Source organism: Acrocarpospora phusangensis, assembly GCF_016862995.1.
In the GTDB taxonomy this organism is placed as follows: domain Bacteria; phylum Actinomycetota; class Actinomycetes; order Streptosporangiales; family Streptosporangiaceae; genus Acrocarpospora; species Acrocarpospora phusangensis.
Genome location: NZ_BOOA01000040.1, coordinates 1 through 17,493, shown reverse-complemented (window position 1 = coordinate 17,493; position 17,493 = coordinate 1). Strand labels below are relative to the sequence as shown.

Sequence of the window (17,493 nt, the reverse complement as noted above, 5' to 3'; positions counted from 1 at the left end):
ATGCGAGGCCGGACGACACCCCTGGAACCCGCAAAAATACGGCGAAATTGTCGGTGGGGACTGGGAGAATCAAGGAAGTACGTCCGGATCGCAACGATACCGAAAAGGACGTGATGGAGATGGGACAGATCCGAGTCCGGCCCCGGCCGAAGCGGCCGACCCGGCTCGCCGGTCCCGACCTCCGCACGCCATCGGGGCGCACGTTGCCCTACTGAACCATCAACTGGAGCGCTACACCCGAAGGACCAAGACCATGTGCAACCACCAGCCGCACTGCCCGTCCGCATACGCATCCGACCGCGCCTCCGCGCACGTCACGGTGAGCCACCCCGAGCAGGGCTGGAGCCTGCTCTGCAACGGCGTCATCCTGTTCGACGACACCGGCCTGCTGATGCCCGACAGCACCGTCATGACCCCGCACCGGGGCCTGGTGGCCGCCTGAGCCTCGCCCCGCCGGCGATCCCCGATCACCGTGCCGCGAGACCAGCGCCCGTACGAACGACCAGACCCGACACGCGCGTGGATGATCGCCGCCGACCGGCGTAGCCCGCACCGGCTACCCGTCAGCGTTGCCGAACTCCACCGCCCGGTCCCGGAGACCGCCCCGGGTTCCCGCTCCAGTGAACCCACCGCGGATCCGCTTCCGCCAGATCACCTCTGGAACACCGATGTGCCGGCCGCCCTCCCTGGGCGGCCGGCACATCGCGTTGCGGGCGGGTCAGGCGTGTACGGGGTGGTTGCTGCGGAAGACGCTCTGGGGGTCGCGGGCGGTCTTGATGGCGCGGAGGCGGTCGAGGGTGGCGGGCGGGAAGGCGGATTCGGCGGATTCGCTGTGGCCGAGGAAGGTGAAGGGGCGGCGGCCGCTCAGGGCCGGGGCGACCGCGCGGACGATCGAACGGCGGCGCTCCTCGACCGGGCCGGCGAGCTCGGGGAACGGCAGGATGCCGACCATGAACAGCAGGTACGGCTCGGGCAGGTGACCGCAGGCGCCGTCGCTGTCGGCCGCGCGGCTGAGGGCGCCGCCCAGGTGCCGTACCTGGACGACCGCCATGGGGGCGACCGTGCCGGGGCCCGCGGCGGTGAGCAGGGCGGTGGAGATCTCCTCGTCGACGTGGGTGAGGAGTTCGGTGCGGATCACGGCGGCCGTGGGCTCGGTGGGTTCGGCGCAGATGTCGCCCAGGTGGGCGGCGCTGATCTGGCCGCGGGTGTCCATGATCGCGCCGGGGACGCGGTCGAACGCGGCGAGCAGGCCGGCGGCCTCCTCGGTGGCGCCCAGGTAGGTGACGTCGATCGCGACCGCGGACAGGCCGCGCAGGGGCTCGGGCAACTCGGGGAAGGGCGGGAACTGGATCAGCGAGAACCAGGTGCTCAGCTCCTCCGGAGCCGACGCGGTGACCTCGCGGAAGGCGGCCATGACCTCGCGGGCGCGGGCGGCCGGCCAGAGGATGCGCCCGCCGTACAGGTCGTGGGACGGGAACAGGTCGAACTCCAGGCTCGTGACCAGGGCGAAGTCACCGCCACCGCCGCGCAGCGCCCAGAACAGGTCGGGGTCGGAGTCGGCGGTAACCCGCCGCTGCACGCCGTCCGCGTCCACGACCTCGAAGGCGCGCACGTGGTTGGCGGCGAAGCCGTGCTTGCGGCCGAACCAGCTGACGCCGCCGCCGAGGGTGAAGCCGGTCGCGCTGACGTGGGTGGTGCTGCCGGCCAGGCCGGTCAGGCCGTGCTTGGCCGACTGGGCGAGCACGTCGGTCCAGAGCGCGCCGGACCCCACCTTCGCGAGCCGCTGGTCCGGAAGTATCTGGATATCGGATAGGTGCTTGGTGCGGACCAGGATCGCGTCGTCGAAGCTCGACGGCGCGTGGCCGAGCGGCTGGGTGGCCACCCCGATCCCGGCCTCGCGGGCGTAACGCACCAGCGCGGCCGCGTCGGCGGCGTCGGCCACCTCCACCACGGCTCGGACCCGCTGCTCGACACTCGTATCCCAGGCCGACCTGGCGGCGTCGAAGCCGGCGTCCCCGGCGACGTGGACCTGGCCGCGGACAACCTTGCGCAGCTCGGACCGGAGGGCGCTGAAGTCGTTCATGGTTCTCCCCTGAAGTCTGTTGTGGTGGCTTCAGGGTGCGCTGGGCGATTTGCAGGCTTCCTGGAGGTGACTTGGACTCGTTTCTGGCGCTTTCCAAGTCGCTCAGGGGGCGGCGGCGAGGGCCTGGTCGAGGGAGGTCTCGTACCGGCCGAGGAACCGCGGGTCGGAGTCGAGGACGACGGCGTCGAGGAAGCCCTTCCCCGAGGCGAGGAACTCGCGGGCCGCGTAGAAGTAGGTGGGTCCGGGGAGGACACGGGCGGAGTCGTCGCCCACGCCGTACGCCTCCAGGCCGGCCGTGCGGCACAGGGCCACCGCCCTGGGCAGGTGGAAGTTCTGGGTGACCACGGTGACCGCACGCGCGCCGAAGATCTTCTTGGCGCGGACGCAGGAGTCCCAGGTGTCGAAGCCCGCGTAGTCGAGCACGATCTTCTGCGCGGGTACGCCCCTGGCGATCAGGTAGTCCCGCATCACGGTCGGCTCGTCGTACGACTTGACGTGGTTGTCGCCGGAGACGAGGAGGGCCTTGACCTTGCCCTGGGCGTACAGGGTGCCGGCGATGTCGAGCCTGGTCCTGAGCATCGTGCTGGGCTGTTCGCCCCAGATGCCCGCGCCGAGCACCAGCGCCACCGGCGCGGCCGGCACCCGCGCCGGCCAGCCCGCGTCCCCGGTGTCCGTCCGGTACGGCGAGCTCACCAGCCACGCCCACGTCATGGGCGCGAGCGCCAGCACGCTGAGCGCCACGACGACCTGGAACGCCAAGCGTTTCATGCCTGCATGGTAGATCGTCCCACCCTGCCGTATCTGGCTGATCCGGGACCGAACAGGTCGTACAGGGCGACCAGCAGGGCGACGAGAACGAAGGCCGTCGACATCAGCATGCCGAGCTGGAAGGAGGCCGCCCAGTCACCGCCGGAACTCGCGAGACGGGCGAAGAACACGGCTCCGACGGTCGCGATGCCGGCCGCGCCGCCGATCCGCTGCCCGGTCTGGAGCACGCCGCCCGCGCTGCCCGCCCGGATCACCGGCACCTGGCTGAGCGTCAGCGTCTGGTTCGGCGTGATCACCAGCCCGCTGCCGAGCCCCGCCAGCAGCAGCGGCCCGGCCGCCGCCCAGCCCGCCTGCTCGCCGGGGACCTGGTGCACGGCCAGCATCGTGCCCAGCAGCCCGGCCGTCACCATGAGCAGCCCGCACGCCACCATGGCCCTGCCGAACCGCAGCACCAGCCGGCCGCCGACGGCCGCCGACAGCGCCGAGCCGAGCGCGAACGGGACGGACGCCACGCCCGCGAGCAGCGCCGAGTAGCGCAGCCCGTTCTGCAGGAACAGCGTGTACGTGAAGAAGATCGCGGTGAATCCGGCGAAGTACAGCAGCGACAGCAGCGTCCCCAGCGCGTACGAGCGGCGGCGGAACAGGTCCATGTGGACCAGGGGTTCGATGCCCCGCGCGGCCCGCCGCTCCCACCACACGAACACGAGGATCAGCAGCACTCCCGCGGGTTCCAGCAGCCACTTCTGCCAGCCCGGCCAGAGCCGCTCCTGGAGGAACGGCAGCAGGATGAGCAGCACCGCAGAGCCGAGCAGCAGCGTGCCGACCGGGTCGGAGCCGCGCCGCCGCAGCTCGGCCGCCGGTTTCGCGATCGGCGGGTGGGCCGGCAGCAGGCGGCGGGCCAGCGGCAGCGCCGCCAGGCCGATCGGCAGGTTCACGTAGAAGACCCACCGCCATCCCTGTTCGGGGCCGAACGCCTGGATCAGCACCCCGCCGAGCAGCGGCCCGACCGCCGTGGACAGCGCGATCACGGCCCCGAGCAGCCCGAACGCGCGTCCCCGCTCGGCTCCGGTGAACAGCTGCTGCACGAATCCGCTGACCTGCGGCATCATGACGCCCCCGGCCACGCCCTGCACCAGCCGCGCGACCACCAGCCACCATTCGTGCTGCGCCGCCCCCGCCGCCGCGCTGGTCAGCGTGAACAGGGCGACGCCGGTCATGAACACCGTCCGCCTGCTCCTGGCGTCTCCCAGCCGCCCGGCGGGCACCAGCGCCAGGCCGAACGTGAGCGCGTACCCCGACAGAACCCACTGCAGGGCGCTGTCGGAGGCGCCCAGGCCGGTCTGGATGGACGGCAGCGCCACGTTGACGATGCTGATGTCAAGCAGGGACATGAAACCGGCCACCAGGCAGACGGCCAGGGCCTTCCAGCGGCGCGGATTCTGTCCGGGCTCGTACGCCTCGTGCGTCTCGTGCGGCCCGGCGGGCGGACTGCTCACCTCACCAACGTGTCCGGAACCGGCGTGCGATAACGCCGGGGCGCGAATTCCGTGAATTCTTGTCCGGGTCAGGTCGCGGTGGCAACGATGTCCTTCCCGCCGGAGGTGCCCGTGATCGTGATCGTCGCGTCCGGCTCGTAGTCGTCGTACGCGACGGTGACGGCCGCCTTCTGCCCCCCGTCGGCGACGACGTCGAGGGTCGCGGTGACGCGGCCGGTCTCGCGGTTCCACTTGCCGGAGCCGGAGACCTTGACGTCCTCCGTCCAGCGAATGCCGCGGAAGGTGAGCGCGTAGACCGGATCGTCGCCTTCGATGCGGAAGGTCCCGCCGCGCAGGCCGACCCCGCGGTCCACGGAGACGTAGTACCACTGCCAGATGGCGTCCTCGACGACGGCCGCCCCGATCGCGGCCAGGCGCAGCGCACCGGCCCCCGCCTCGTTCCCCTCCCCCGCCACGGCCGGTACGGCCTGCGCCCGCTTCGCGGGGAATCCACCGACCAGGCGCACCTCCGGCATGGCGGCCGCGCAGGACGCGTCCACCGGCTCCGCCGGCCGGCGGATGAACGTGCGCACCAGGCCTTCGGCGCAGCCGACGTAGTCCACCATGGCGGCCACGTGGATCATGTTGGCGACCTGCACCCACTGCGCGTGCGGTCCCATCTGCCCGGCGACCGCGCGCCCGTCGGCGGGCGTGGTGAGGGAGTCGAGTTCGCCGGACAGGACGAGCACGGGCAGGGACGGGGGCACGAGCGGGGCGCCGGAGACGATCGGCGGGTCGTCCACGGCGGGCTTCGGCCACTTCAGGCAGGCGTCGAACTCCTCGGCGGCGCTGCTCGTCCACTCCGCGACGGTGAAGGGCGCGAACATGCCCTCCGGGAGCGCGTCGACCGCCTCGCGGTACTGCTGGAGCCTGTCGCCGGTGTAGGAGAAGGGCTGCGGGTAGTCGTTGCAGGTCACGGCGGCGTACAGGCCGGCGGACCATTCGGCGGCCGGGCCGGAGTCCTCGTCCGGGAAGATCGTACGGGCGGCCAGCCGGAGGATCGGCCGCTCGTCGCCCCGGTCCAGGTAGGCCCGGATCGCGGGGTCCAGTTCGCGGTAGACGCCACTGTCGGGTCCGGCGGCGAGCACGAGTTGCACCATGGCGTCCACGTCCACGGTGGCGTGCACGGGCGTGCCGTCCGGGTCCTCGGTCTCGCCGGACACCGGGGCGGCGCGGACCGCCGCCACCATGCGCTCGATCGTCTCCCAGCCGTCGCAGCCCGTGGACCGCGCGCAGGCCACGTCGAAGGCGGTGCGGGCGGTGTCGATCGCGTCCGGGTAGAACGGGTCCGCGCCGAGGACCGGGTAGGCCGCGTCCAGGGTGACCGAGCGGAGCCTGGCCGGGTAGCGGGAGGCGAAGACCTGGGCGAAGTAGGTGCCGTAGGAGTCTCCGTACAGGTCGACGCGGCCGGGGGCGAGCAGGTCCAGCAGGCGGGCGACGTCGCGGGCGGAGTTGGCCGTGGTGTAGAGGTCGGCGCCGCGCACGTACGAGCCGTCGGGGCGCTGCCGGGCCCGGTTGAGGCTGCGCCCGCAGGCGCCGACCGCGTCGATGTAGGCCTGGTTGCCGTCGGACGGGGTGACCTTCTGGAGGCGCGGGCAGCGGACCGGGTCGGAGCGGCCGGTGCCCCGCAGGTCGGCGATGAGGACGTTCCTGGTCCTGGTCAGCGGGCCGAGCATGGCCAGGTAGTCGTCCCGGTAGTCGGTCGAGGAGTAGCCGGGGCCGCCCTGGACGGCGAGCACGGTGCCCTGGGCGTTCTCCGTCGCGGGGAACCATTCGAAGTAGATCCCGGTGGTCCCGGCGGCGGGATCGGCGTACGAGAACGGCACCCGTACCGTGGCACACCAGGCCAGGTCCGAGGTCTCGCAGGGCTGGAGGGTCAGCGAGCCCACCGTGATCGGCGCGCGGGCGCCCGCCGAGGCGGGCGGGGTCGCACTGCCGATGCCGACGACTAAGGCCGCGATGGCCGCGACCGCACGCAAGGGCGACATACCTCAGGACGATCTCCCCGATGCCCTTCGCCGTCAATATCCGGATTGAGCGCTCAGTCAGGTTTGTGGTGGATGAGCATGGATTGTGCCCATGAGGACGCGATATTGTCCTTTGCGGGAGAGGACCTGTATGTCGTACGACGTCGTCATCGCGGGTGGCGGGCACAACGGTCTGGTCGCCGCCGCGTACCTGGCCAGGGCGGGACGCCGGGTGCTGCTGCTGGAACGGCTGGACCACCTCGGCGGACTCGCCGTCTCCACGCGGGCGTTCCCCGGCGTGGACGCCCGGCTCTCGCGCTACTCCTACCTCGTCAGCCTGCTCCCCACGAAGATCGTCAAGGAGCTGGGGCTCTCCCTGGAACTCCGGCGGCGGCGCGTGGCCTCCTACACGCCCGTCGGCGACACCGGCCTGCTGATCGACAACGAGGAGCCGGAGCGGACCGCCGCCTCGTTCGCCCGGCTCGGCTCCCCCGACCTGGCCGCCTGGCACGACTTCCACGCCTTACTCGCCCGCGTCGCCGAGCGGGTCGCGCCCACCCTGCTCCAACCCCTCCCGGACCGTACGGCGCTGCGCGAGGCCCTGGACGACGACCAGGCCTGGCACGACCTGTTCGAACGGCCCATCGGGCAGACGGTCGCCGAACGTTTCCGCAGCGACCTGATCCGCGGCGTCGTGCTCACCGACGCGCTCACCGGCACCTTCGCCGACCCCGCCCGCGACCTCCTGGCCAACCGCTGCTTCCTCTACCACGTGATCGGCAACGGGACGGGCGAGTGGCGGGTGCCCGTCGGCGGCATGGGCGCCGTGTCCAGCGCGATCGCCGCGTCCGCGCTGGCGGCGGGCGCCGAGATCAGGACCGGCTGCGAGGTCCTCCACATCGACCCCAACGGCGAGGTCACCTTCACCGACGACGCCGGGGAACACGTGGTCACCGGCGGCCACGTCCTGGTCAACATGCCGCCCGACCGCCGCCAGGAGGGCTCCCAGCTCAAAGTCAACATGGTCCTGTCGCGCCTGCCCCGGCTCAAGGACCCGCACGTCGACCCCCGTACGGCGTTCACCGGGACCTTCCGGGTCAACGAGAGCGCCGGTCAGCTCGCCGCGGCCTTCGACCAGGCCTCCCGGGGGCTGGTGCCGGAGCTGCCGCCGTCCGAGATCTACTGCCACTCCCTCACCGACGACTCGATCTTCGGGCCGTCCCTGCGGGCGAGCGGCGCCCAGACCCTGACGCTGTTCGGGCTGTGCATGCCCGCCCGGCTGTTCGCCGACCCGGCCGCCAGGGACCTGGCCGTGGCGCGCACGCTCGCCTCGATCAACAGCGTGCTGGCCGAGCCCATCCAGGACTGCCTGCTCACGGCTCCGTCCGGGGAGCCCTGCCTGGAGGCCAGGACTCCCCTCGACCTGGAACGCGAGGTCGCGCTTCCCGGCGGGCACATCTTCCACGGCGACCTCGCCTGGCCGTACGCGGAGGGCGGCGACGGGCCGTGGGGGGTGGAGACCGAGCATCCGCGCATCCTGCGCTGCGGCGCGAGCGCGCGCCGTGGCGGCGGCGTGAGCGGCATCCCCGGCCACAACGCCGCCATGGCCGTCCTCGGCGCCGCCTAGACCGCCGTTCCGCGATCCAGGAGGGTGTCGCGGAGCGCACCGGCCAGCCAGTCCCGGCAGTCGGCCTCCGTCCAGCCGCAGATCCCGATCAGCCGCTCGAACAGTTCCAGTGACGTCAGTGTGTAGATGTGGGCGGCGGCCCGCTCCACCGTCAGGCCCGCACGCAGCGCGCCGATGTCCGCGAGGTGGGCGGCGGGGCCGTGGCTGCCTGCCAGCCGCTGGCGTTCGGTCTCGGTCAGCAGGTCCGCCAGGCCGGCGTCGGTCGCGGCGGCGGCGCGGAGCACGCGGTGGACCGGGCCGACGCGCTCGTAGATCTCCACGGCCATCACCGCGAAGGCGGCCAGTTTCCTGGCGGGGTCGGGCTCCGCGGTGATCGCCCGCACCTGGGGGCGGTCGGCCTGGGGTACCGGCTCCGCGTCCCCGGCCAGGGTCACGTCCCAGACGAGTTTCGCCAGGCCCGGCTTGCCGCCGGGGCAGGACGTGTAGAGGGTCTGCACCACGACGCCCGCGGCCCGCGCCACGTCGGCCATGGTCGTGGCGGCGTAACCGCGCTCCAGCATGAGGGTCCTGGCCGCTTCGGCGATCCGCTCGCGGGTCGCCCGCGCGTTCTCCTGACGCACGCCGCTGACGTACCGGCGTTTGGGTCTTGGCTCCATGACAATCACCGCATATTGACTTTAATGGATTCAAATGAAAATGTCTGCTTCCAGTCGATTATGGAGGTGCGGGATGCGTCCGCTGGTCTTCGACGTCGTGCGGATAGGGGCGACGGCGCTGCTCGGGCTCTTCGCCGGAGGGCTCGTCTTCACCGTGCTGGCCCCGTCGCTGCGGTCGTTGCCCGGGGCCGCGTACGTGCGGTACTGGCAGGCGCTCAACGCCGACTACGGGCGGGCCATGCCGGTGCTCCTGCTCACCTGCCTGGCCCTGCTCCTGGTGACATGCGTCATGTCCTATTCGCGCGGGGGACCGCTCCTCTGGCTGAGCGTTCTCGCGTCAGCGCTGGTCGTGGCCACGATCGTGCTCACCCTGGCCAAGCTGGATCCGCTCAACCGGCTCGCGGACTCCTGGAACCCCGACCAGCTGCCGGACGGCTGGGCGGACGCGCGGACGCAATGGTGGAACCTGCACCTCGCCAGGACCGCGATGGCGACGGCGGCCTTCCTCGTGCTCCTGGCGGTGCAGATCCTCACGGCCGCGCGGCCGGGTCGATGAGCAGGGCTCACGCCACAGGGCGGCCGACGTTCTGCGCGAAGCGGCTCAGAAAGTTGCCGGGCGGGGTGAATCGGGCGACCACGAAGTAGCCGGCGGACGGGAAGACCGTGCCGGCGGGGCAGCGGGCGACCGACAGCGCGAGCTGGGTGGTGCCCTTCCAGACCACCTGGGAGAAATTGCCGGTCTCCGGGGTGAAGCCCGGGTGGGTGTGGTCATAGTGGGGCGCTTCGCTCATCCATGACGCGAAGGCGCTCGTGACCGCGGCGGCGGTGCCGGTGAGGTCGGTGGTCGCGTACAGGTTCTCGCCGTAGCCGGCGGTGATCGGGGACGGCTGGAACCGGCAGCCCGCCGCCCGCTGGCGGGTGCCCGGATAGAGCTGCGCGTTCCAGGTCAGAGGACGGGCACCGTATCTGGCCCTGGCGGTGTTCGCCTCGCGGAGCGCCTGTTCCTTGAGGCCCGCGGGCGGCTCCACCGAGGTGTGGGCGATGGCCGCGTGGCACGGCGTGAGGCTGACGGCGAGGAGGGCGGCGGCGATGCTTCTCACGAAGCGGATTCCTGTCATGACTCTGTGTCTAGTGTGACTACACAGCGTTATCAAGGATGCCGATCACTCTCGCGGGGGAGCCGGAAAATCCCGGATGCGGGGAACGTGGGCCTGTGCCGGAAAGCAGAGAAGCCCCGGCCGAGGACACGCTCGGCGGGGCTTCACCTGGGAATTCTCCCGGTGGGCGATACTGGGATCGAACCAGTGACCTCTTCGGTGTGAACGAAGCGCTCTCCCGCTGAGCTAATCGCCCGGGACTGCCGGGCGTTGGCCCGACGTGGAAAACCATACCGTACTTCGAGGGTAGTGCGCGAAGGTTGAAGGACGAGCGGGCGATGGGTGCTTTGAGTGAGCGAGCGGGTGCGGAGTGTGCGCGGAGTGGCGGAATCTGGGCAGTTCTGGTGGTGCGGGGGGCAGCGCACCACTAGTTGGGGCGCATCGTCACCGAAAGGTTCTCGGGAGTGCGGCGGCGCGGCGGTGTGTTGTCATAGCATCGTGATGCCCCACACTCGACCAATAAGCACCACCTGAGACCGATACACCCCTCCCGACGACACGCAAAACCCTTGTAAACATGGGCCTGTTGGTGACGTTTGCGCAGGTAGTTGCATAAATGTCTAGCTGTGATCCGTGTTACAGAAGCGCCTGAGAGCGGAATCTCTCCTACAGGTGCCTCCGTTCCGCGTCATAGCTCGGGACGTAGTCCGTATGAGCAGTGAAAGCCCCGATGAGGGGACCCGACGACGAAAAGGTTTGGCTGACGATGAACAGCACCACCGTCTCTGCCGAGCTGGGCCTTCGGCTTGTGGTCCCTGACCGTACTACCGTCCCCCTGCTCGCCGGACTCAGCTACACGGCCGAGGATCCGTACGCCATTCGCATGGCCTTTCACGTGGGGAACGACGAACCGGTCGAGTGGATCTTCGCCCGTGAGTTGCTGACCGTCGGAATCGTGCGGCGGGTGGGTGATGGGGACGTCCAGGTCTGGCCGGCGCGGTCGGACGGGGAACGGACCCTGCACATCAGCCTGACCTCGCCTTTCGGGCAGGCCCTGTTCGAGGTGCCGCTGGCGCCCCTGACCGAGTTCCTGCACCGGACGTACGAGTTGGTGCCGGCGGGCCGGGAGGTCGACTTCATGGACCTGGACGAGGAGCTGACCAACATGCTGTGGAGCTCCTGAACCGTTACCTATTCCCGACACGACCCCTACTTTCCTGACATAGCGTCCTATCTGGAGATAGGGGGCAAACGACATGGGTCGTGGATTGGTATCGCTGCTCGCGGGACTCTTACTGCTGGCGGCGTGCGCGACACCCGCGGCGGAGAAGCCGCCCGTCGCCCCGGCCGCCACGGCCCCCACGATCCCCCCTGAGGCGAACGGCGCGCCCGGGGTCGATGAGATCAGGACCAGCGACAACATGAAGCTGGTCGCGAATGTGCCGCTGGAAGCCCCTTTCGACGGCCCCGAGTCCTGGGGGACAGATCTCGCGTTCCAGGACACATACGCATATGTCGGCAACTATGACGGTTTCATGGTGGTCGACATCGCGGACCCCACCAAACCCGCGGTGGTGTCGCGGACCGTCTGCTTCGGCGGGCAGAACGACATTTCGGTGATCGGGAAGCTGCTCTTCCTTTCGGTGGACTCACCCCGCAGCGACGACACGTGCCAGGGCAAGCCCGCGGATCCGACCGCGCCGGGCACCTGGGAGGGCATCCGCATCTTCGACATCTCGGACGCGGCCAAGCCCAAGTACGTCACCTCCGTACGGACCGAGTGCGGGTCGCACACGCACGCCCTCGTCCCCGGTGACACCACGGTCTACGTGTACGTGTCGTCGCCCGCCTCCGTACCGGACCCGGAGAAATGCCCCCCGCCGCACCAGAACCTGACGATCGTCGAAGTTCCGGTGGAGAACCCCGGAGCCGCCCGGGTGGTGGCGAAGCCGGACGTCTTCGAAGACCGGCCGAGCGGGGGCGAGGACTCCGAGTTCAACCCGGCGGGCTGTCATGACATCACCGTCTATCAGGAGCGGAAGCTGGCGGCGGCGGCCTGCTTCGGGGACGGCTTCCTGCTGGACATCACCGATCCGCTGCGGCCGAAGACGATCCAGGTCGTCCAGGACGAGAACTTCGCGATCTGGCACTCGGCCACGTTCAACAACGAGGGCACCAAGGTCGTCTTCGGCGACGAGCTGGGCGGCGGGATCGCGCCGACCTGCGAGGACAGCGTGAAGGAGAACCAGGGCGCCAACGCCATCTACGACCTCACCCCCGCCCCCAAACTCGAAAAACGCGGATATTTCAAGATTTCGCGGGAGCAGTCGCCGGCGGAGAACTGCGTGGCGCACAACGGCTCGCTGATCCCGGTGCCGGGCAAGGACATCATGGTCCAGGGCTGGTACCAGGGCGGGGTCTCGGTCTGGGACTTCACCGACTCCGACCAGCCCCGCGAGATCGGATTCTTCGAGCGGGGGCCGCTGCCGGCCGGGCAGCAGCTCGGCGGGTCATGGTCGGCGTACTACTACAACGGGTACATCTACTCCAGCGACATCACCAAGGGCCTGGACGTGCTGGAGATCACCGATCCGCTGACCGATCCCGCCAAAGCCGTGAAGATGACGATCCTGAACGCGCAGAGCCAGCGGTCGTACTAGAGCATTCCGCGCATTCTGCCGATCTCGACGCGCTGGCCACGGGCGATGTCCGTGGCCAGGGTGCGCATCAGCCGGTCCTCGCCGTCGCGGAGCTCCTCGGCCGCCATGGTCAGCGCGCCCTCGTGGTGCCTGATCATCAGGGTGAGGAAGAGGCGGTCGAAATCGGCGTTCCTGGCCGTCCTGAGGCGGTTCATCTCGGTCAGGGTGGCCATGCCGTACCCGTCCGGATGGTCGTGGGAGGGGACGCGGCCGAGGGCGGCCAGCCAGGACGTCAGGACCGTGACCTCGGGCCGCTGGGCCGCCTCGACGCGGCGGGCCAGGGCCGCGATCCCGCGGTCACCGGTACGGCCCGCGACCAGCCCCGCCATCTCCAGCGCCTGCCGGTGATGCGGGATCATCAGCTCCGCGAAGCGCACGTCCGCGCCGGTCGGGCGGGACTCCGCCGTCCCGATCCGCTCCCCCGGCGTCGCGGTACGGCCCTCGCCGCCGGGCCCGTCCGGAATCACCACCGGCGCGCCGGAACCGGCGACCAGCGGCGTCTCCCGGGTCGTCGCCGAGCAGGCGGCGGTGAGCACGGCGGCTGACAAGGCGGCGAGGGCGAGGGCTAACGCCGGTCTCACGGATCGAGGTCGTCCGCCGAGCGCGCGGCGAAGATCCGCATGGCCTCCTGCGTCACCGGGCCGGGCGCCTGCGGCAGCGGCTTGCCGTCCACCCAGCCGATGGGCTGGATGTCACGGGTGGTGGAGGTGAGGAAGGCCTCCTCGGCGTCGTAGAGGGCCGAGAGCGGCACGTCCTCCTCGGCGCCGCCACACCATTCGAGGGTGAGCGCCCGGGTCACGCCGGCCAGGCAGCCGGCCGCGAGAGTGGGCGTGATCAGGCGTCCGCCGGTCACCAGGAAGACGTTGCTGCCGGTGCCCTCGCACAGGTTCCCGGCCAGGTTCTCGAAGATCGCCTCGCCGCCGCCGCGCTCCTTGGCGTACGCGAGGGCCTTGGCGTTGTCGCCGTACGAGGTGGACTTGACGCCGGACAGGGCGCCGCGCTCGTTGCGCGGCCAGGGCACGACGACGACCTCGGCGGCCGCGGGGAACGGCTTCTGCTCGCCGACGATGATGATCGTGTTGGTGCCCTCGCCGCCCCGGTCGGAGCCGAGCGGTCCCGGCCCGCTGGTGTACGTGACGCGAATGCGGCCGAGCGCCCATTTCGGCGCGGCGTCGAGGCAGGCGCGTACGCCGTCGGCGATGGCGGCCAGGTCGGGTTCGGGGAGATCGACCCGCTTGGCGGAGAGCGCCAGCCGGTCGAGGTGGCGGGTGAGCGCGAAGGACTCGCCGTCCATGCACTTGATCGTCTCGAAGACGCCGTCGCCGACCATCAGCCCGTGGTCGAAGACGGAGACGACCGCCTGCTCCGGAGCCAGCAGGTCGCCGTTGACCCAGATGGGGACACTCATTTACCTAACCTCCATAGACGCCAGACCGATGAGCCGTTCGGCCTTCAGTTCGGTCTCCCGCCACTCCAGCCGGGGATCGGAGCCCCAGGTTATGCCCGCTCCGGTGCCGAAGTGGATCTCTTCGCCGGAGATCCAGAAGGTGCGGATGCCGACCGCCAGCGCGGCCTCGCGCCGATCGGCGTCCACCCAGCCCACCGCCCCACAGTACGGCCCGCGCGGGGCTGGTTCGAGCCGATTGATGATGCGCATGGCCGAGGATTTGGGGGCTCCGGTGACGGAACCGGGCGGGAACGTCGCCGCGAACAGCTCCGGCCAGCTCGCGGTGGTACGCGCCCGCACGGTCGAGACCAGGTGCACGAGACCGGGATGTTCCTCGACATCGCAGAGGGCGGGAACCGTGACGGATCCGACCTCCGCCACCCGGCCCAGGTCGTTGCGGACCAAGTCAACGATCATCACATTCTCGGCGTAGTCCTTTTCCAGCAGGTGGTACGCCGTGGCCCCGGTCCCTTTGATCGGCCGTGACTCAACGATGTCGCGATTTTTACTGAGATAGAGCTCGGGCGAGGCGGAGATCACGGCCATACCGGGCACACTGATCACCGCCTGGTACGGCGCGGGGTTGCCCTCGGCCAGCAGCGCCGCCAGCGCGAGCGCGTTCTGACGGCCCTCCAGGGGTGCGGACAGCACGCGGCAGAGGTTGGCCTGGTAGACCTCGCCGCGCTCGATCTCGTCGCGGATCTCCTGGACGGCGCTCTCGTACTCCTCCCGGTCGAGGGAGGAACGCCACGAATCCGCCGCAGGGCCCCGCCAGGGACGGAGCGGCGGCGGGAGCGGAGCGGATCGTACATGGTCGAAACGGGCGCAGGTGACCTTGCCTTCGAAGCTCACGACGACCGCCCACCATCCGGCGGAGTCGAGCGCCGCGAGATCGGTGGTCACATCCCGGAGGCCGGTGGCCAACCGGCCGCCGATATGGGCGAAGGCGTCGTACATCCCCTCATTGTCCCAGCCCGGTGCCGGGCAGCCGCAGGCGTGGGCTAGCGTCGAAATATGATCGCATTTCTCGGACTTGGGCGGATGGGTGATCCGATGGCCCGGCGGCTGGTCGCTGCCGGGCATGAGGTGACGGTGTGGAACCGTACCCACAAGGACTTTCCGGGCGCGCACGTGGCGGGGACGCCCGCGGAGGCGGTGGCCGGCGCGGACCTGATCATCACCATGCTCGCCGATCCCGGGGCGGTGGAGTCGGTGCTGACCGCGGCGCTGCCGGCGCTCCCGGCCGGGAGTCTGGTGGTGGAGATGTCCACGATCGGACCGGCCGCGATCGAGCGGCTGCGGCAGCTGCTGCCGGACGAGGTGGCGTTCGTGGACGCGCCCGTGCTGGGCAGCGTGGATCCGGCGACCACGGGCAACCTGATCGTCATGGCCGGCGGCGCCGAGCAGGATCTCGCCCGGTGCCGCGACGTCCTGTCCGTGTTCGGGACGGTACGCGAGGTGGGTCCGCGTGGGGCCGGGGCCGCCATGAAAGTGGCGGTGATGTCCGCCATCCTGTCGGCCCAGGTCCTGCTCGCGGAGAACCTCGCGTACGCGACATCCCTGAACGTCGACCGGAACGCCTTCCTGTCGATTCTCGGCACGACCCCCGTGGCGGCCGTCCTGGAGCGCCTCCGGCCGACGATCGAGAACGGGCCGCCCGAGACGCGTTTCTCCGTGCGACTGGCCGCGAAGGACCTGACGCTCGCGACGGAAGGGTCCGGTTCGTCCCAGACGATGGTCGCCGCGGCCCGCGACCGCCTTGCGGAGGCCGCGGACTCGGGCTACGGCGACAAGGACCTGACAGCCATCGCCCTGGCCTTGCTCGAAACCTGAAATATCAGGAAAGCGGGCCTGGTCGCTGGGAACTTGAGGCAGCGGGAACGGCACGATCGCCGCCGCCCGCGACCTCGTTCGAACCCGAGGCAGCGGGCGACGGCCGACCGTCGTGACGTGTCAGGAAAGCGGGCCGGTCGCCGCTTCCGTGGAGGTGACGAGGGATCCGTCGGCGACGAGCCGTACCACGGATTCGATCTCGGGGGCGAGGAAGCGGTCGGGGCCCGGCCCGCCGACGGACTCGCGCAGCAGCGCGACGGCCGCGCCCGTGCCTGCCGCGGGCCGGTGCGGCGCGCGCAGCTCGATCGCCCGCGCGGCCGTCAGCACCTCGACGGCGAGCACCCGGGTGAGCCCGTCGATCGCGCGCCGCAGCTTGCGCCCGGCCGACCAGCCCATCGACACGTGGTCTTCCTGCATGGCGGAGCTCGGGATGGAGTCCACACTCGCCGGGACGGCCAGCCGCTTGAGCTCGGAGACGATCGCCGCCTGCGTGTACTGCGCGATCATGTGCCCCGAGTCCACCCCGGGATCGTCCGCCAGGAACGCCGGCAGCCCGTGATTACGCGCCACGTCCAGCATCCGGTCGGTACGCCTTTCGGACATCGACGCCACATCCGCGACCGCGATGGCCAGGAAGTCCAGGACATATCCGACGGGCGCGCCGTGGAAGTTCCCGTTGGACTCCACCCGGCCGTCCGCGAGCACGACCGGATTGTCGATCGCGCTGGCCAACTCCCGCTCCGCGACGGCCGCGGCGTGCGCGACCGTGTCCCGCGCCGCTCCCGCGACCTGCGGCGCGCACCGCAGCGAGTACGCGTCCTGCACCCGCGTGCACGTGCCGTCCCGATGCGACTCCATGATCCCCGACCCGGCCAGCAGCCGCCGGAGGTTGCCGGCGCTGGCGGCCTGCCCCGGATGCGGGCGGAGCGCCTGCAGATCCTCCGCGAACACCCGGTCCGTGCCGAGCAGTCCCTCCACGCTCATCGCCGCGCTGATGTCCGCCACCTTCAGCAGCCGGGTCAGGTCCGTGATGGCGAGCACCAGCATGCCCAGCATGCCGTCGGTCCCGTTGATCAGCGCGAGCCCTTCCTTGGCCGCCAGCTCGACCGGCTCGATCCCGGCCTGCTTCAGCGCCTCGGACGCATCCATGAGCACGCCGTCCGCGTCCCGGACGACTCCCTCGCCCATGAGCGTCAACGCCACGTGCGAGAGCGGGGCGAGATCGCCGGAACAGCCCAGGCTGCCGTATTCGTGCACGACCGGGGTGATGTGCGCGTTGAGAAGGTTCTCCAGCACCCGTGCCGTCTTCGGCCGGATTCCGGTGTGCCCCGACGCGAGCGTCCTGAGCCGCAGCAGCATGAGCGCGCGGGTGACCTCGTCCTCGACCTCGGGCCCCGAGCCGGCCGCATGGGAGCGCACCAGGCTCCGCTGCAGCTGCGCCCGCGAGCCCGGATCGATGTGCCGGGTCGCCAGCGCGCCGAACCCGGTCGAAACCCCGTACGCGGGCGTGGCCCCCTCGGCCAGTTCCTCGACCCTGCCCCGCGAGGCCAGCATCTCCGCCACGGCCACCTCGCTCAGCCGTACTCCGGCCCCGTGCCGTGCCACCCGTACGACGTCCGCGAACGCCAAAGCCTCAGGACCAACCTCAACGAACCCGTCCACACTCACCCTCCGGAGGTAACTATCGTCAAGCATGGTAGCTCCTTACACGACAATTGATTTGGGGAGTCAGCCAGGATTCGCTAGTGTTCTCTCCGTGAGCCGGGCGGCGCCCGGCGGAT

The 17,493-nt window shown here is 70.6% G+C and carries 16 protein-coding genes and 1 tRNA gene; 6 read left to right on the top strand and 11 right to left on the bottom strand.

The genetic code is table 11. The features are described from left to right. The first annotated feature begins 253 nt into the window (after positions 1 to 253). Positions 254 to 442, top strand: a complete 189-nt coding sequence (locus Aph01nite_RS23435) for a DUF5999 family protein (RefSeq protein WP_204043114.1) — start codon at positions 254 to 256, stop codon at positions 440 to 442. Positions 443 to 718: 276 nt separating this feature from the next. Here Aph01nite_RS23435 and Aph01nite_RS23430 read toward each other — a convergent pair whose 3' ends face one another. The 4 genes from Aph01nite_RS23430 to Aph01nite_RS23415 all read right to left on the bottom strand — a co-directional run bounded on the left by Aph01nite_RS23430 (position 719) and on the right by Aph01nite_RS23415 (position 6,374). Next, complete coding sequence (locus Aph01nite_RS23430; protein ID WP_204043113.1) at positions 719 to 2,083, bottom strand: FAD-binding oxidoreductase; 1,365 nt, start codon at positions 2,081 to 2,083, stop codon at positions 719 to 721. 102 nt (positions 2,084 to 2,185) lie between these two features. Continuing rightward, positions 2,186 to 2,851: a SanA/YdcF family protein gene (locus Aph01nite_RS23425; protein WP_204043112.1), complete on the bottom strand. Its 666-nt coding sequence runs from the start codon at positions 2,849 to 2,851 to the stop codon at positions 2,186 to 2,188. Further along, positions 2,848 to 4,347, bottom strand: coding sequence for an MFS transporter (locus tag Aph01nite_RS23420; RefSeq protein ID WP_239161907.1), 1,500 nt, complete (start codon positions 4,345 to 4,347; stop codon positions 2,848 to 2,850). The genes Aph01nite_RS23425 and Aph01nite_RS23420 overlap by 4 nt, the downstream gene beginning before the upstream one ends. Positions 4,348 to 4,415: 68 nt before the next feature. After that, positions 4,416 to 6,374 (bottom strand): alpha/beta fold hydrolase, encoded by a 1,959-nt coding sequence (locus Aph01nite_RS23415; RefSeq protein WP_204043111.1) that lies wholly within the window; start codon positions 6,372 to 6,374, stop codon positions 4,416 to 4,418. Positions 6,375 to 6,504: 130 nt separating this feature from the next. Between Aph01nite_RS23415 and Aph01nite_RS23410 the strand changes: the two genes are divergently transcribed. Beyond that, a complete protein-coding gene (locus Aph01nite_RS23410; RefSeq protein ID WP_204043110.1) occupies positions 6,505 to 7,980 on the top strand; it encodes a phytoene desaturase family protein in 1,476 nt (491 codons plus the stop codon). Here the strand turns inward: Aph01nite_RS23410 and Aph01nite_RS23405 are convergent. Continuing rightward, positions 7,977 to 8,636, bottom strand: coding sequence for a TetR/AcrR family transcriptional regulator (locus Aph01nite_RS23405; protein WP_204043109.1), 660 nt, complete (start codon positions 8,634 to 8,636; stop codon positions 7,977 to 7,979). The two genes, Aph01nite_RS23410 and Aph01nite_RS23405, sit on opposite strands and share 4 nt — an antisense overlap. A 73-nt stretch (positions 8,637 to 8,709) precedes the next feature. Between Aph01nite_RS23405 and Aph01nite_RS23400 the strand changes: the two genes are divergently transcribed. Further along, complete coding sequence (locus Aph01nite_RS23400; protein ID WP_204043108.1) at positions 8,710 to 9,192, top strand: anthrone oxygenase family protein; 483 nt, start codon at positions 8,710 to 8,712, stop codon at positions 9,190 to 9,192. 7 nt (positions 9,193 to 9,199) lie between these two features. Here the strand turns inward: Aph01nite_RS23400 and Aph01nite_RS23395 are convergent, their stop codons facing one another. Next, on the bottom strand, positions 9,200 to 9,736 hold the full coding sequence (locus Aph01nite_RS23395) for a CAP domain-containing protein (RefSeq protein WP_204043107.1): 537 nt from the start codon (positions 9,734 to 9,736) through the stop codon (positions 9,200 to 9,202). A gap of 181 nt (positions 9,737 to 9,917) precedes the next feature. Next, positions 9,918 to 9,989, bottom strand: a tRNA-Val gene (locus tag Aph01nite_RS23390). A 510-nt stretch (positions 9,990 to 10,499) separates the two neighbouring features. Here Aph01nite_RS23390 and Aph01nite_RS23385 point away from each other — a divergent pair. After that, positions 10,500 to 10,916: an SsgA family sporulation/cell division regulator gene (locus Aph01nite_RS23385; RefSeq protein ID WP_061295511.1), complete on the top strand. Its 417-nt coding sequence runs from the start codon at positions 10,500 to 10,502 to the stop codon at positions 10,914 to 10,916. Positions 10,917 to 10,989: 73 nt separating this feature from the next. Beyond that, positions 10,990 to 12,393, top strand: coding sequence for an LVIVD repeat-containing protein (locus Aph01nite_RS23380; RefSeq protein WP_204043106.1), 1,404 nt, complete (start codon positions 10,990 to 10,992; stop codon positions 12,391 to 12,393). On the opposite strand, the gene Aph01nite_RS23375 is transcribed toward Aph01nite_RS23380, so the two are convergent. The 3 genes from Aph01nite_RS23375 to Aph01nite_RS23365 are packed head-to-tail and all read right to left on the bottom strand — an operon-like array spanning position 12,390 to position 14,836. Continuing rightward, the gene (locus Aph01nite_RS23375; protein WP_204043105.1) at positions 12,390 to 13,013 is read right to left on the bottom strand and encodes a DUF305 domain-containing protein; all 624 of its coding nucleotides are present in this window, start codon (positions 13,011 to 13,013) and stop codon (positions 12,390 to 12,392) included. The two genes, Aph01nite_RS23380 and Aph01nite_RS23375, sit on opposite strands and share 4 nt — an antisense overlap. Further along, positions 13,010 to 13,840: an aminotransferase class IV gene (locus Aph01nite_RS23370; protein WP_204043104.1), complete on the bottom strand. Its 831-nt coding sequence runs from the start codon at positions 13,838 to 13,840 to the stop codon at positions 13,010 to 13,012. The genes Aph01nite_RS23375 and Aph01nite_RS23370 overlap by 4 nt, the downstream gene beginning before the upstream one ends. Next, complete coding sequence (locus tag Aph01nite_RS23365) at positions 13,841 to 14,836, bottom strand: chorismate-binding protein (protein WP_204043103.1); 996 nt, start codon at positions 14,834 to 14,836, stop codon at positions 13,841 to 13,843. It abuts the gene before it with no gap. A 57-nt stretch (positions 14,837 to 14,893) separates the two neighbouring features. Between Aph01nite_RS23365 and Aph01nite_RS23360 the strand changes: the two genes are divergently transcribed. Beyond that, a complete protein-coding gene (locus Aph01nite_RS23360; protein ID WP_204043102.1) occupies positions 14,894 to 15,712 on the top strand; it encodes an NAD(P)-dependent oxidoreductase in 819 nt (272 codons plus the stop codon). A gap of 120 nt (positions 15,713 to 15,832) precedes the next feature. On the opposite strand, the gene hutH is transcribed toward Aph01nite_RS23360, so the two are convergent. Beyond that, positions 15,833 to 17,407: a histidine ammonia-lyase gene (gene hutH / locus Aph01nite_RS23355; protein WP_204043101.1), complete on the bottom strand. Its 1,575-nt coding sequence runs from the start codon at positions 17,405 to 17,407 to the stop codon at positions 15,833 to 15,835. Between the last annotated feature and the right edge of the window lie 86 nt (positions 17,408 to 17,493).